The 15393-nt window shown below is 49.8% G+C and carries 13 protein-coding genes; 4 read left to right on the top strand and 9 right to left on the bottom strand.

Features of this window, described 5'->3' with window-relative positions; translation table 11 throughout:
* Positions 1–44 precede the first annotated feature (44 nt).
* From pyrC to ACFODX_RS12995, 3 genes are all read left to right on the top strand, one after another.
* Positions 45–1106: a dihydroorotase gene (gene pyrC / locus ACFODX_RS13005; protein WP_378119769.1), complete on the top strand. Its 1062-nt coding sequence runs from the start codon at positions 45–47 to the stop codon at positions 1104–1106.
* Positions 1107–1115: 9 nt separating this feature from the next.
* Complete coding sequence (gene rnt, locus ACFODX_RS13000; RefSeq protein WP_378119767.1) at positions 1116–1787, top strand: ribonuclease T; 672 nt, start codon at positions 1116–1118, stop codon at positions 1785–1787.
* A gap of 111 nt (positions 1788–1898) precedes the next feature.
* Positions 1899–2969 carry a catalase family peroxidase gene (locus tag ACFODX_RS12995; protein ID WP_378119765.1) on the top strand — a complete coding sequence of 357 codons (1071 nt, stop codon included), beginning with the start codon at positions 1899–1901 and terminating at the stop codon, positions 2967–2969.
* Positions 2970–3003: 34 nt separating this feature from the next.
* Here ACFODX_RS12995 and ACFODX_RS12990 read toward each other — a convergent pair whose 3' ends face one another.
* Entirely contained in the window at positions 3004–3480 is a 477-nt protein-coding gene (locus tag ACFODX_RS12990) for a MaoC/PaaZ C-terminal domain-containing protein (RefSeq protein ID WP_378119763.1), read from the bottom strand.
* A 177-nt stretch (positions 3481–3657) separates the two neighbouring features.
* Here ACFODX_RS12990 and ACFODX_RS12985 point away from each other — a divergent pair, with 177 nt between their 5' ends.
* Positions 3658–4479 carry a universal stress protein gene (locus ACFODX_RS12985; protein ID WP_378119761.1) on the top strand — a complete coding sequence of 274 codons (822 nt, stop codon included), beginning with the start codon at positions 3658–3660 and terminating at the stop codon, positions 4477–4479.
* Positions 4480–4635: 156 nt separating this feature from the next.
* Here the strand turns inward: ACFODX_RS12985 and ACFODX_RS12980 are convergent, their stop codons facing one another.
* From ACFODX_RS12980 to ACFODX_RS12945, 8 genes are all read right to left on the bottom strand, one after another.
* Positions 4636–6411, bottom strand: coding sequence for a glycosyl hydrolase family 18 protein (locus ACFODX_RS12980; RefSeq protein WP_378119759.1), 1776 nt, complete (start codon positions 6409–6411; stop codon positions 4636–4638).
* Between the two features lie 684 nt (positions 6412–7095).
* Positions 7096–7902, bottom strand: coding sequence for a co-chaperone DjlA (gene djlA, locus ACFODX_RS12975; RefSeq protein ID WP_378119756.1), 807 nt, complete (start codon positions 7900–7902; stop codon positions 7096–7098).
* A 27-nt stretch (positions 7903–7929) separates the two neighbouring features.
* Positions 7930–9549 carry a protein adenylyltransferase SelO gene (locus ACFODX_RS12970; RefSeq protein WP_378119754.1) on the bottom strand — a complete coding sequence of 540 codons (1620 nt, stop codon included), beginning with the start codon at positions 9547–9549 and terminating at the stop codon, positions 7930–7932.
* A 46-nt stretch (positions 9550–9595) separates the two neighbouring features.
* On the bottom strand, positions 9596–9979 hold the full coding sequence (gloA, locus tag ACFODX_RS12965; protein ID WP_378119752.1) for a lactoylglutathione lyase: 384 nt from the start codon (positions 9977–9979) through the stop codon (positions 9596–9598).
* 34 nt (positions 9980–10013) lie between these two features.
* Positions 10014–11738, bottom strand: coding sequence for a hypothetical protein (locus ACFODX_RS12960; protein ID WP_378119750.1), 1725 nt, complete (start codon positions 11736–11738; stop codon positions 10014–10016).
* Between the two features lie 151 nt (positions 11739–11889).
* Entirely contained in the window at positions 11890–12702 is an 813-nt protein-coding gene (locus ACFODX_RS12955; protein WP_378119748.1) for a sulfite exporter TauE/SafE family protein, read from the bottom strand.
* On the bottom strand, positions 12699–12890 hold the full coding sequence (gene ccoS, locus ACFODX_RS12950; protein ID WP_378119746.1) for a cbb3-type cytochrome oxidase assembly protein CcoS: 192 nt from the start codon (positions 12888–12890) through the stop codon (positions 12699–12701). The genes ACFODX_RS12955 and ccoS overlap by 4 nt, the downstream gene beginning before the upstream one ends.
* 34 nt (positions 12891–12924) lie before the next feature.
* On the bottom strand, positions 12925–15393 hold the full coding sequence (locus ACFODX_RS12945) for a heavy metal translocating P-type ATPase (protein WP_378119744.1): 2469 nt from the start codon (positions 15391–15393) through the stop codon (positions 12925–12927).

Raw genomic sequence — 15393 nt, 5'->3', positions numbered from 1 at the left:
CCACTTTTCGCTGTTTATCGCTCACCGCTAGGGAACCACCGCTCATGACCCAGACCCTGACTATCACCCGCCCCGACGATTGGCACATCCATCTGCGCGATGGCGCAGCACTCAGCCGTACAGTTGGCGACGTTGCCGGGCAGTTTGCGCGCGCGATAGTGATGCCCAACCTGGTTCCCCCGGTGATGACGGCAGCGCAAGCACTTGAGTACAAAGCACGCATTGAAGCAGCGCGCCCGGCGAACAGCCAATTTGAACCACTGATGGTGCTCTACCTGACAGACAATACCGACCCAGCCGAAATCGCCCGCGCCAAAGCTGCCGGGGTTAAAGCCTGCAAGCTCTACCCGGCTGGCGCCACCACCAATTCGGCGTCCGGGGTTACCGACCTTAACAAGATTTATCCGGTGTTAGAGGCGATGCAAAACGAAGGTATGCACTTTTTGTTGCACGGCGAGGTGACGGATAGCGCGATTGATATTTTTGACCGTGAAAAGGTGTTCCTGGATCGCACCTTCAGCAAAGTAGTGCGTGATTTCCCCGCCTTAAAAATGGTGCTGGAACACATCACCACTGCTGACGCCGCCGAGTTTGTCGCCGCCGCGCCTGCTAACGTGGGCGCTACCATCACTGCGCATCACCTCTTATATAACCGCAACCACATGCTTGCCGGTGGCATACGCCCGCATTATTACTGTTTACCTATTCTGAAACGCGGCACCCACCAGCAAGCGTTGATTAAAGCTGCAACCAGCGGCAGCCCCAAGTTCTTTTTGGGCACCGACTCTGCCCCTCACGCCAAAGACAAAAAGGAAGCCGCCTGCGGCTGCGCAGGTAGCTACACCGCTTTTGCCGCCATCGAACTCTACGCCGAAGCGTTTGAAGATGCCGGTGCTTTGGACAAACTGGAAGCCTTCGCCAGCCATTTTGGTGCCGACTTCTATGGCTTGCCGCGCAATCGCGAGACCATCACCCTGGTGAAGCAAGATTGGCAAGTGCCGGACACCCTGCCCCTTGGCGACCAACCATTAGTACCGCTACGCGCTGGTGAAACCCTGCGCTGGAAACTTCAATCCACTCATAACAGCCAGTTGCAAACGGCTTAAGGCGACACAGTGAATCCACCTGAAAACTCCCGCGATCCTGACTCCCCATTGGCGCAGCGTTTTCGCGGCTTTCTGCCCGTGATAGTGGACGTGGAAACCGGCGGCTTTAATGCCCAAAGCGACGCTCTACTGGAAATTGCCGCCGTCACCATCCGCATGGACCAGGAAGGCTTATTGCATCGCCACGAAACGTTTGCCTTCCATGTGGAGCCATTTGAAGGCGCTAACATCGAGCAGGCTGCATTGGATTTTACCGGCATAGACCTGGACAGCCCCGAGCGCATGGCGGAACCTGAGCTGATGGTAATGACCGATTTACTCGCAGCGGTGCGCCGTGCGGTAAAAGAAAACGGCTGCACCCGCGCGGTGATCGTCGGCCACAACGCCCATTTCGATTTGAATTTTGTGAACGCCGCGGTGGATCGCTGCAATATCAAACGCAGCCCCTTTCACCCCTTCTCGGTATTCGACACCGCCACTCTCGCCGGCCTTGCCTACGGCCAGACAGTGCTCGCCAAAGCCTGTAAAGCAGCAGGGCTGGAGTTCAGCAATAGCGCCGCCCACTCAGCCGCTTACGATGCTGAAAAAACTGCCGATTTGTTTTGTTTGATTGTGAATCGCTGGAAGGAGTTGGGCGGCTGGAATCCTGCGCTGGAAGAGGATGAGGACGAGCAGTCATAAATACCCTGCAGGGCACAGGTAAAGAAGATTAAACACACTGGCCTCATCTGATCGAGGCCAGTTAGTGTCGCGTAAGTAACTTGTCGATACCCTTACGCTGGAAATCCCCTCATGCACATCCACTCGCAAAAGAATTACGCTTCCCGTCACCACAGAGCCAATTACCGCGTTAAACGCGTTTTGCTGTCATCACTTTTTATGCTCGCAAGCTGCGCGGCGAGTGCACAGCAAACAACAACTGAGGCCAGCACAACCAAAGCAACACCGGTTAGCCCGCAAGAATTGATTCAAACCTTTGAATCAGTAGCCGGTGTACACAAAGGCATAAGGCGCGGCCATGCGAAAGGCTACTGCGCCAAAGGTGTATTCACCGGACTGCAAGGCGCCAGCAACTATTCAAGCTCACCTATTTTCAACGGCACAGCACACCCGGTTATCCTGCGTTTTTCATTGGGCGGGGGCAACCCGGCTGCAAGCGATGCAGCGCGTGGGCCACGGGGTATGGCGCTGCAAATTCAACTTGCCGATGGCCAAGCGCACAACATGGCGATGCTCAGCACCCCGATGTTCCCCGCTAAAGACCCTACGGAATTCAATGGCCTCCTCCAGACGTTTATTCCCGACCCACAAACCGGAAAGCCAGATCCAACCAAAACCGCCGCCTATCGCGCAGCTAACCCCAGCACCCAGGCACAGCCAGCGTGGTTGGCCAGCCATAATCCCTCATGGAGTTATGGCTCAACGCGCTATTACGGCATACACACCTTCTTTTTCACTGCAGACGATGGCAAGCGCCACAAGGTTCGCTGGCAATTCACACCCACCAAGGGGGAGAAGCTGTTGAGCGATGATGAGCTGGCAAGCGCAGGCACCGATTTTTTGATAGGCAACCTGCGCCAGCAATTAGCGCAAGGCAAGGTCAGCTGGGATATGGAGATCAGCCTGGGTGAGCCCGGCGATAGCGAAATAGACCCTTCACAGGTCTGGCCAGACACACGCCCTACCGTAAAATTGGCGCGCCTTGACTTAACCACCGCCGATGCCAGTGATAAAGGCTGCGATAACATCAACTTTGACCCCAATCGCGTGACGGTGGGCGTTACGCCCAGCACTGATCCGGTATTGCAGATGCGCTCGGCGGCTTACGCCATTTCATTTGGTAAACGTCTGAGCGGCCAGTAGTTTTTGCGACATTACAAAGCGCGCTTTAACAACATTAACTGCCTAGTTGAATCTCCGGCAAATGCCCCGGCGCCAACGCGAGTTTCTCGGTTGGCGCTATAACTTCAGCGACTCCCTTGGCGATTAACTTGCCGTCCTGATTGTGAGATTCACAATCCAGCGTTACCAATTTCACCCGCTCTTTGATTTCAGCTACTGTGAGCGTCACAGTGACGGTATCGCCGATTTTGACGGGGTGTTTAAAATTCAAATTTTGACTGCGATATACCGACCCCGGGCCGGGTAAATGCGTGGCGATAGCTGCCGATACCAGAGCTCCCGTCCACATACCATGCCCAATAGGCTCACCAAAAGCGGTAGTCGCAGCGTAGTTTTTATCCAGATGTACAGGGTTCAGATCGCCCGAACAGGCGGCAAACAAAACGACATCGCGCTCGGTTAAGGTTTTGCTGTAACTGGCTGTCTGGCCGACAACAATTTCACCAATTGGGTAGTTTTCAAGCAAATTCATAGTCTTATCCATGGGGCTGTGTAAAAACGGCGTACAGTTTAATCCATATCAAGTTTATTTCGCCGCTCCCGCCTACACCCGCCGGCTTTCACGCTGTAAAAACCCCAACGGGGTTGCTATGCTAGCCCCAGCGAAAAAATAACAACCTAACTTTTTAGGGAACCAGTAGGAGCCAGTATGTCAAAGTCACAAAAGCTGTTTGTTGTTGTTGACCCCAACGACACCCACCACATCGCACTTGAGCGCGCCATTATTGTTTCTTCCTTGATGAAAGGCACTAAACCCAAAGTTCATGCCTTTGTTGCCGTCGATGGCGATGCGGTAGACACTCGCTCTGTTAACGATAACCTGTTCCGTGACCTCACTTGGTTCGAACAAAACATTAAAAGCCCGCTGGCGAATGCCGGCATTGAATACACTCTGGAGGTTTCCTGGTCGAGTGAGTGGCAGAAATCCATTATGGAGTCCGCCAAACGTTTTGATGCCGATTTGATTTACCTGCCAGTGCACGCCAAAACCAACACCAGTCGCTTCAGTTTCTCTGAATCCAAGTGGGAACTGTTGAAAGGCGCCTACTGCCCGGTGGTTCTGATTCGTCCGGGCGCAAAAGCACAGCGCAAAGTCATTCTCGCTGCCGTAAATATGCAGGCGCAGCGCGACGTGCAAATTGAGTTGAACAAAAAAATCGTTGAACAAGCAAAATTCTACGCCGATACCTACGGCGCTGATTTGCATGTAATCAACGGTTATCTGGATTCTATGAGCTACCCGGATCGCGGTCGCCTGGTTGCTTTGACCGGCTTGCCCAACGAAAAAATCCACGTAGAAAACGGCTACACCTCTGACGTAGTTTCAGCATTGGCAGAAAAAATTAATGCCGACCTGATTGTGATGGGTACACTGGGCCAAAACGGTATGACTAAAACTCGCCGCGGCAACACTGCAGAGCGTTTGATTGCCGCTGTTGATACCGATGTGATGGTGATTAACCACGGTTAATACCGCGCTCACAACAGCACAATATAAAAAGCCCGATTAGCAAAAACTAATCGGGCTTTTTGTTTTTAGTCAGGCAGTTTTATCGCAAGCCCTTTAAAAGATGGCGACCAGATTGGTCGCCATTTTCAATCACACTATCGATAATCAACACGCAAATTAACGCATGGAATCGCCAATAACTTTGATCAATTCGCCGTTGCTGGTATCGCCACTCAACTCCCAGAAGAAGGTGCCAGCCAAACCTTGTTGATGCACGTAATCCATTTTGCCAACCAGGGTTTGTGGTGTGTCGTAACTCCACCAGTTGTTGCCACATTTGGCGTAGGCAGTGCCGCCCACAGTACCGGTAGCTGGGCAGGTATTGCGCAACACTTTGTAATCCTCAATGCCTGCTTCGTAAGTACCCGCGGCACCACCAGTCGCTGAACCGCCCGGCGCATCCTGGGTTACACCTGTCCAACCGCGACCATAGAAACCAACTCCCAGCAGGATCTTGCTCGCCGGAATCCCCTTGGCTTTCATAATTTGAATCGCATTGTCAGAGTGGTAACCGGCAATAGGAATACCGTTGTAGCCATAGAGCGCAGAGTGTGGGGCGGTTGGTCCGGTTTTGTCCCAGGCGCCAAAGAAGTCATAGGTCATTGGCATGTAGAAGTCCACGTATTGGGCAGCTCCAGCATAATCAGCCGCATTCAACTTGGCTGCACCGGCACCAATCGCTGAGGTCAGCAAGTTGTTGCTACCAAAACGTGCGCGCAGGGCTTGCATCAGGTTTTTGTAGCCAGAGAAGCCGCTGGTGGTATCGCACTTGAGACCACACTCATTAGGGTATTCCCAGTCAATGTCGATGCCATCAAACACGTCAGCCCAGCGTGGATCTTCCACTAGGTTGTAGCAAGACTCGGCGAACAGGGTTGGGTTTTGTGCCGCTTGCGGGAAGCCATCGGACCATGTCCAGCCGCCAAATGACCAGATCACTTTCAAACCGGGGTACATTTGCTTGAGCTTGCGCAATTGATTGAAGTTGCCGCGCACTGGCTGGCCCCAGGTATCCGCTACACCATCTACACTGCCAGCGGCATCGTAGGCTTTTTCATAAGCAGCATAAGCATCGCCAATAGTGCAGCGGCCGTTTTGTACGTTACCGAAAGAGTAAAGAATGTGTGTCAGCTGCGCCGCTGAGCCACTGGTAGCAATATTTTTCACGTGATAGTTGCGACCGTAAACGCCCCACTCTGCAAAATAACCCACCACTTTTTTACCACCAACAGAAGCCACCGAGCTGGAGGAGGCGCTGGAGCGAATGGAGCTGGCCACTGAACTGGCAATTGAGCTGGATGATGTAGTGATTGAGCTGGCAACTGAACTCACTACCGAAGATGCAGATGAAGTAGCACACTGGCCCTTATTAGCCCAGACGCCATCGGCAGAGGAATTGGTCAGTGGATCCTGGCCTTGGGTCCACCATTTGGCTTGGTATTTCACACCGTTGCGAGCCACTTCGTTACCACCGGTATAAACCGCAGTACTGCTCCATGCACTTAAACCAGCACAACCCGCCACAGATGCCACCGACGAAGCAACCGATGAAGTTTGGCTCACCACTGAACTGGCAACCGAACTGGGCGCTACGCTGGATACCACAGAAGAACTTTGGCCAGAGCCGCTGCAACTACCCAGTGCACTCCAGGCATTAGTCCACGCCCAGCCCACACCCGGCTCATAGGGACCACCAACAGTACACCAGCCACCAACAGTACAGGAATATGCACTACCGGCATTTTGCACTACCGAACCTGTCGCATAAGTGGCGCCAGTTTGATAGTTGGCCACGCCGCTACAGTTATAGGCTTGGGCCTGGGTCGCAAACAAGCCCGCGCTTGAAAGCAACCCAAGGGTTGATAAAAATTTGACTAGTTTTGGGGATTTCATTGACACTTTCCTCAGCATAATTTTTTATTTCATCGCCTGGCAAAAAAGTTTCACCAGATCGATGCCCAATAGATCAACACAATGATGCGCTCATTCCAGCTCACTTCGACTGAACAACTCACTAGCGTTGTTCATGCCGATAAAAGCTCGCGCTCCTTGTAATTTTTTGTCCGCCAACAGCTTCCTGCAGCAACCTCGTCCGCAGCTGTTTTGCACACGAAAAACCGCCGGAAACGCATTTTTTATGTGCAAAACAATTCCTTCAGGCGATAAAAAGCCCTGAGTGAAATCTCAAAAAATTGAAAATTAAATTTGGAGAAAAACGTACCCGCCCTGCAGTTAGCAGAGTTAAAAAAACAGCACAGAAACGACGACAAAAACAAGACTGAAAAACAGCTAAGTACTTCTATAAAAATATTATTGCTATTTGATCCGGATTTGCTTGCGTACTTTTATTGTTAACCTTGCAATAGCAAAAACGGCTCAGTTTGAAAAATACACCCAACCAGACAACGTTGTCAACATATTGTCAAAAACTTGCTTTATAAGTCACAGATTTTGAGGTCATAAGTGACATGTACAGTAAGCGGTCAGACAACCTGCTTATGGCTTTTTAGTAAGAAGAGTAGAGAAATCAAAGGCTACAGCGAGTGAAAAACTATAACCTTATCAACAGAGGGAGAATTATTGGCGGGACTTTTTAATAAGATCGTAAGCAGCTTGAATTTCTTGCGACCGTTCAGTTGCCGCTTTAATCATATCTTCCGGCATGCCCTGCCCGATTAATTTGTCTGGATGATATTCACTCATGAGTTTACGGTAGGCCTTTTTAAGCTCAGCATCGCTGACGCTTTTATCGACCCCCAAAGCCTCATAAGCCAAACCGAGTTCGTCACCACGCGGCGTATTTTTGTAGCTTGCACGCTCCTGATTAAAGGTGTCCTGAGCGTTGAGCATACGCAGCAATTGTTCAAACGCAAAACGGGAAAACCCTAGCTGTTCAGCCAATTGGCGCAACACCTGTGCCTCTTGTTCATCAAGCAAGCCATCGGCCATTGCCAGGTTAACCAAGTTCACCAGCAACATATTATTTAAATTTGGGCTGGCACCACACACGCGCTTGAATTCTGCAATTGTTGCAAAAAAATCAAATCCAGGTGCTGCGCCTTGTTTAAACAAACGGATAGCTTCACGGCGATGTTCTGCAGTCAGCCCCATTTTTGTCATCAGCGCTTCGGTTAATTGCACCTCGGTTTCACTGACACGACCATCTGATTTTGCCAAATGCCCCAACAACAAAAACACGCTATTAAAAAAAGTCGTCTGGATTTGCTGACGCTGCTCAGCAGACAAACCGGGCGTAGATTTATGGCGGCGCCATAACAAAAACAAACCGCCTAAAATGCCGGCAAGCAAGGCACCAGCCAAACCGACCACTAACAAAACACCGCGCAGCAAAATTTTTACCAGAGAGCCAAAGGCTTTGATCATGCTTTTTTATTCCAGAAATCAAGAAGTTTAAGAACTACAGGACAACATCGAACAGCCAGCTTTATGCCTCGCCCAATCAGGACGTTTGGCATAATACCTGGTAAAGTTCGGCTGTTCGTCATAGGGGTTGCGCAACAGGTGTAACAAACAATCAATTTCGCTATTGTCACCTTGTGTTGCTTTATCAATCGCTTGTTGCGCCAAATAATTACGCAACACATATTTGGGATTAGTGCGGTTCATAATCTCGCGTCGCTCGACATCGCTGCGATTGTGCATAACCAAATCCTGCTGCAACCGCTGCCCATAACGTCGTAACCAACTAACGGCCACCACACGATTTTCTTCTGTGGGTTGCTCATAATAAGCCGGTGCAATGTTGGCAAACCAATCCAGATCTGAATATTGATCAATGTCATTCACCGAATAACCAGCAAGCTCACGATAAAAAATAGTCATGTCGATCTCGGCCGACTGTAATAGTGCGAACAATTCTTCAGTGAGCGCCTCATCCCTTGGCGAATCAAATGCAACCAAACCTAATTTGTTTGCAATATCGCGCTGTACACACTTTTCATATTCGATGCGATAGTTACTCAGCGCTGCCTGCAGAGGTTCAACGGAATTGATGAGTGGATAAATAGCATTGGCCAATTGCGTTAAATTCCACAGTGCAATCTGCGGTTGATTACCATAGCGATAGCGGCGGCCTTGGGCATCTGTGGTGTTGGGGGTCCAGCTGGGATCATAGCCCTCCAACCAACCGTAAGGGCCGTAATCAATTGTTAAACCAAGTATCGACATATTGTCGGTATTCATCACGCCATGTACAAAACCGACACGCATCCAGTGTGCAATCATTTGCGCGGTGCGAATACAAACCTCACTAAACCAGCAAAGATAAGTGTCTGTTGTTATGGGGCTATCAGGAGCAGCCAGCAACTGCGGAAAATCATTGCGAATGGTGAAATCAACAAAACGTTTCAGCAGTTCAATTTCACCGCGTGCCGACAGAATCTCAAAATTACCAAAGCGGGTAAAACTCGGCGCTACGCGACAGACAACGGCGCCCGGCTCCCACGCAGGATTGCCGTCATAAAACATATCGCGTCTGACTTGCTCACCGGTAGTGATCAAACTCAAGGCTCGGGTTGTGGGCACACCCAAATGAAACATGGCTTCGCTGCACAAAAACTCACGCACAGACGAGCGCAATACCGCAAGACCATCAGCGGTACGCGAATAGGGCGTTGGCCCTGCTCCTTTTAACTGCAACGTCCAGTGTTCGCCCTTGCTATTGAGAACTTCACCCAAGTTAATTGCACGACCATCGCCGAGCTGGCCAGCCCAGTTGCCAAATTGATGACCACCGTAACAACAAGCATGCGGCTGCATACCGGCAAGCAATTGATTGCCACTGAAGACTTTTACAAAATCGGCTTGTTGGAAAATGCTTGCATCTAAATCCAACAACGCCGCCACTTCGATTGCACCAGCAACCAATTGCGGATTTTTTACGGGGGTTGGATTCACAAGCGAATAAATTGCACCGCTAACCTGACGGCGATAATTTTCAGTAATCGGATCAGCAGGTAATTCACGCACCAAACGATTATCAAACAACAATTCACGAAGGGAGGATTTCATAAACTTTAGTGCTCGGCACGCAAATCAAGCGCAGGGAAAGGAGAGACTATTTAACACCAAGCAGTTCAATCCGGTAACCATCTGGATCTTCCACAAAAGCTAAAATAGTAGTGCCATGCAGCATAGGCCCGGGTTCGCGCACAATTTTTCCACCGGCGGCACGAATTTTAGCGCAGGTGGCATAAACATCTTCACAGCCCAATGCAATATGGCCGTAACCTTTACCTAAATCGTAACTTTCCACCCCATAGTTATAGGTTAATTCGATTACTGTATTGTCGGCCTCATCACCATAACCAACAAACGCCAGAGTAAATTTCCCCTCGGGATAATCTTGCTGGCGAAGTAATTTCATGCCCAGTATTTGAGTATAAAACTCAACCGATTTAGGCAAATTTCCAACGCGCAACATAGTGTGCAAAATTCGCATGACAAACCTTCAATAAACATTGTTAATTTAAAAATTAAAACCGCTGTTTAGCACCAATGGTAAGTTGATACTTGTCTACTCCATCGCGTGCCGTCATTGGAGTGGCGATATCAATATGCACCACATTGCCAATTCGCACCTTGCTGGAGCTTAAACGCAGCCCGACACCAAAATTACTAAGCAGTGGACTATAGCCATATTCTTCTATGCCCCAGGCTTTACCTACATCAATAAAAGCAACTGCACCAACACGCATGAGATTGAAAATATGCAGGTCAGAGAAATAGCGATGTTCCAGAGTAAAAACATAGCTTTCATCACCACGCTGGAAATCCGTCGGATAACCACGCAAGCCGGTAATGTCACCCAGAGTCAGTTCCTCATATTGCGCCAGGTCTTGGCCAAGATCATAGCGCAGCCCCATGTACCATCTCCGCTTTTCATCCTGAAAATAGTTGTAGTTAATTGTAAAACTCGCAACTGCGGTACTCAGATTATTAAGGTTTGAGTAGTGGCGACCATTGAGGGCTATCCCGGTTTCCAAAATATGATGCTTACTAACTTCTGCAATATTTGTATAAGAACCTATGTAGCGAATTACATCTTCGCTGTTATCAAATGCGGCACCACCATAACCTAACCTAAAGGTGACATTCTGACCGAGTGCTATATCTTCTGGCCGCTGAATTTGGTTAACATTTTTAAAAACGCCAAAACGATTTTCCAAAAGCTGGAACTCTACCCAAGGGTAGACCGCCTTGCGCGCAAGTGGCACTGTTTGCAGAGTATCTTGGGTGGGATAAAAATTGTCTTCTTCATTAGAAAAACCAAATAACCAACGCCGGGTAAAATTATTGGTAATTTCACTGGCAACACCAAAATACACCTGACTATTCATTGACTGGTGCTGGAATTCATTGATCTCCATATCCATGTGACGAATTTTTTCTTCCTGAGTCACATCCTGTGTGTATACCCCTGCAGACCAAGGTGTTTGTAATGAATAAAAAGGGTGCGATACATCGACTATAGTGTCGCGCCCATCGCTGGTATCGGCGTAATACAATTTCACAGCAACCTGTGAATTAAAAATATGTGGATTGCGAAAATCATAATTCACTAGATTGCGCTGAGCATTTTCTTCATAACCCACTGTGAGGCTATTACCTGAGCCAAGAATATTACCGTCAGAAATTGCAAATCCGGAATTGGTACTCTCTGATTCTTTACTCACTGAAAACTGCGGTTCCAGTGCCCAGGCATCCTGAGTGATAACTACCAAGTCAATCTGATCCTGGCAAATATTGAGCGGTAAAATATAGGCGTTGGTTAAATAGGGGCGCTTTCGCAGAATACGTTCGCTCTCTTCGATGCGGGAAATATCCAGCACTTCACCTTCATTAAAAAGAAGTTGTGCCTCAATCACCCTTGGGCGGGTATTGATATGCAGCTTGTTAAGAAATAAGTAGAGGCGATTATTTTCGCGCGGATTATCTTTATCAAAAATTGACAGACTATTGAAATGAATATGGCGAATTCGCTTGCCTTCCAGGCCGTTGAACACCTTGGTTTCAACCCGGGCATGCTGGTCGGTAATCGCAAGTTCGCGGGCGACACGCGAATCAAATGGCACGCAGCTGGAGTCTTCCATCTCTGCTGGTGCTTCTGCCTTTACCGGCGAAGTGCTTGCCGATACGGCGAGCAGACACCAACCAATAGCACTACTCAATAACCCTTTCATCGGGGTTTTGCTCATCATAGTGTCTCGCAGGCTCTCTTCAGATTTTAAAACCGATCAAAATTTCGACTCACTCTCTACTATTTAAGTTCAGATTAGGAGTACAGGGTAGTTAGCGCGGCAAATTAACATAGGGTAAGCAGCTAACCCAGCTTATTGCTGTAAATGCTTGTTAGTGGTGATGGTGCTCGTGGGATTCATGCATTTGAGCTGAGGAGGACGCATGCCCTTGATGCATTTGGTGCTGTTCATGGTTGTGTGTTTCGCTCTGGGGAACAGCTTCATCGGCAGAGGTAGAGTGATTATGTGCAGAATGGTCATGGCCAAGCGTCCCCCAGATGGTGAGCAGGCCAAACAATATAACGATTACGGCCATTGCCCAACGCAATTGCCGCATTTGCAGGAAACGGTGCAGCCGCTGCGCCGCCAAACCAGCCAACATCAAGCTGGGCAAGGTTCCAAAACCAAAAGCCAACATGCTCAGGCCACTAATGACCCAATTGCCTTGCGCCATACTGTAGGCAAGTGCCGAGTAAACTAATCCGCAGGGCAACCATCCCCAAATCATTCCCAAAAACAGCCCCTTGCCGGGGCTAGTCACAGGCATTAAACGCTTGCCTATGGGCTGCAAATAAACCCACAAATAACGGCCGACGGCCTCCAGATAAACCAGTCCACGCCACCAGCTTGCCAGATAAAGCCCCATGGCAATGAGCAACAAACCCGCCAGCCAGCGCAACCACACTCCCCCGCCTGCGGCGATCAACTGTTGCGAGAAGAGTCCGACAAAAACACCCATAATGACGTAACTAAGCACCCGGCCAAGGTTGTAAGCACTTAGAATCAAGACCTTCCGTCGCCGTGCATCCGCCGGAATAGCCATACTCAAAGCCCCCATAATCCCACCACACATACCAATACAGTGGGCACTGCTAAATAACCCTAAGAAAAAGGCGGTGGTCAATACAGAAAAATCGAGGTTCATTCGGGTTTCTTCGTGGTGTCAGAACTGGAGGGCTCTTCTTTTTTCTTTTGCTCGGCATCAAACAATATGCGATGAGCTTCGGTATCAAGATTGTCGTATTGGCCGTTATTGATCGCCCAAAATAGCGCTTTAACCGCAAGCGCAATAAAGATCAAAGCACAGGGAACCAAAAAATAGAGACTTTCCATGAGTAGATCCGGATTCGAATAGGCGCAGTGGAGTTTAATCCATCAAGCGCAAGGCGTTAAAAATCACCACAAGTGAACTGGCAGTCATGCCTATGGCAGCCAACCAGGGAGGAATCATACCAGCTGCGGCAAGGGGCAAAGCGAGCAGATTGTAAATCAGCGAATAACGCAAATTCTGGCGGATTATGCCTTTAGTACGGCAAGCCACATCCAGGGCTTCAGTCAACACAGCCAAGCGGTCGTTTAATAAGACGGCGTCTGCACGTGTTTGGGCCAGATCGGATGCGGATGCCATAGCGACAGAAACATCCGCGCCCGAGAGCACAGGAACATCATTAATACCATCACCGATCATTAGTACTTTATCACCCTGCGCCTGGCGCCGCCCCAAGTGCGACAATTTGTCGCCGGGTGCAGCACCGGCAGTAAATTCATCAATACCCAATTGATGTGCCAGCTGCGCAACAGCACCGCTGTGATCACCACTTAATAGTTCAACCTTGATATTGCGCGCTTTAAGTCCTGCGATAAGTGCAGCAGCATCGGGGCGCACTTGATCGACAAGTCCGAACCACGCCAAAGGTCCCTGCTCGCTCGTTAATAACAACCATGTGTGCTGATCGTCCGGTAGGGCCATAAAGGGGACGGCAGTGCCGGTAATATTGCAAATGGCGGTAGCAAATTCGACTGTCCCGAGTCGGTAAGTAACTCCATCTATTTGCCCTTCTACTCCTGCAGCGGTTGTCTGTTTAATGTCACTCGCCTGGCAGATGTCCTGCCAAGGCCTGAAGGCAACGGCAAGCGGATGGTTAGAACCTGCTTCTAGCGCCGCTGCAACGCCCAATAATGCTTCCTTCGACAACAGCGGTAATGGCGCACCTAGTTCCTGTTGATTCAGCAGCTGTACCTCAGCCAAGGAAAACTTACCCTGGGTGAGGGTTCCTGTTTTGTCAAAAATGACGCGATTAATGCTATTCAGTGTTTCAATAACGTGACCGCGGGCCACTAAAAATCCGCGTTTACGCAGGTTGGCCGTTGCAGCAGAGAGAGCTGCGGGCATAGCCAATGCGAGCGCACAAGGACAGGTTACAACCAACACTGATAGCGTGACCCAAAGTGCATGCTCGGGGCGATACCAGAGCCAAAAGCCAAACACCAAGGCACAGACAACCAATAACCGGGCAATAAAAAAGCGCGCAATACGATCAGCACTTAATACTTGCAACGGCTTCTCCTCTGCTGCCTGGCTCGCGAGCCGTTCGATTGCTGAAAGCTGGGTAGCAGCGCCCAAGGCGGTCACCTCTACTTTGAGAGGGCTATGATTATTCAGCGTTCCAGCTATAACTATATCGCCAGATTTTTTAGTCACTGGCTGCGATTCACCCGTCAACAGAGCTTCCACTACTGCACTTTCACCCGCTACAACTCGCCCGTCACAAGGAAAGGTTTCGCCGGCTTTTACCAAAATTAAATCGCCTAGTTTCAGGGTTTTAATGGGCATAGAGGCTTCGACTTCACACCCATTTTCAGTGCGCAAACAACAGGCGGTCAAAGGCATAAGTTGCGCCAAGTTACCAAATGCCAGACGATTACGATGTCGCGCACGCAGCTCTACATAACGCCCGACCAACAAAAACAAGGTGAACATAGAGACTGACTCAAAGTAGACCTCGCCAGTACTGGTAAGCGTCGCCCATACACTGGCTAAATAGGCCAATCCAATCGCCAGGGCAACAGGTACATCCATTACTAAATGGCGCATTTGGATACTGCGCCAAGCGGCCTTAAAAAAAGGCCATGCGGAAAAGAAAACAACAGGGGTAGCGACCAACATGGACAACCAGCGTAAAAAATCCAACCAAAAGTCGGTGGCCCCTGTGTACATGCCGACTGCCACCATCATTGCCTGCATGGTGCCAAAACCAGCCACACCAATGCGAAACAGGGCTATGCGATTTTCGCGCTTGATTAACTGCTGCTGTTGATCATCCGTTGCCGGTCTGGGTGAATAGCCTATGGCCTGTAACGCAGAGAATATTTCACTCAAGGGCGCCTGCTCGTCCCAAATAATTGTGCAGCGGTGAGTGGTGAGGTTGACGGTGACCGATTTAACGGCCGGATTCTTTTTGAGGTGAGTTTCAATAAGCCAACTACATGCAGCACAGGTGATGCCTTCAAGTAGAAGATTAGCCTGCTTGAGCTGACCAGAAAGCGGTAGAACAAACTCGGATTGCACTTCGGGGAGATCATAAATCGCCCAGTGCTGCGCGCTCTTGGCTAAAGAGCCTTCCAGAATATCAGGGCGCTCATTGGCGGCGGTGCGGAATTGGTAAAAACTATCCAGGCCACCATCAACTATCGCCATGGCCACAGCCTGACAGCCTGGACAACACATCAGGCGAGCCTGCCCCTGAATGTGTACCGGATAATAACTAGCAGCCGGAACCGGCAAACCACAGTGATAACAATCCTGCACTGGCGCTACTTCTGATAGAGCGGTCAT

Origin of the sequence: Cellvibrio fontiphilus (assembly GCF_042646205.1) — a bacterium.
Lineage (GTDB): Bacteria > Pseudomonadota > Gammaproteobacteria > Pseudomonadales > Cellvibrionaceae > Cellvibrio > Cellvibrio fontiphilus_A.
Note: the sequence above shows the minus strand (reverse complement) of the source record. Positions and strands in the feature narration are given on the sequence as shown.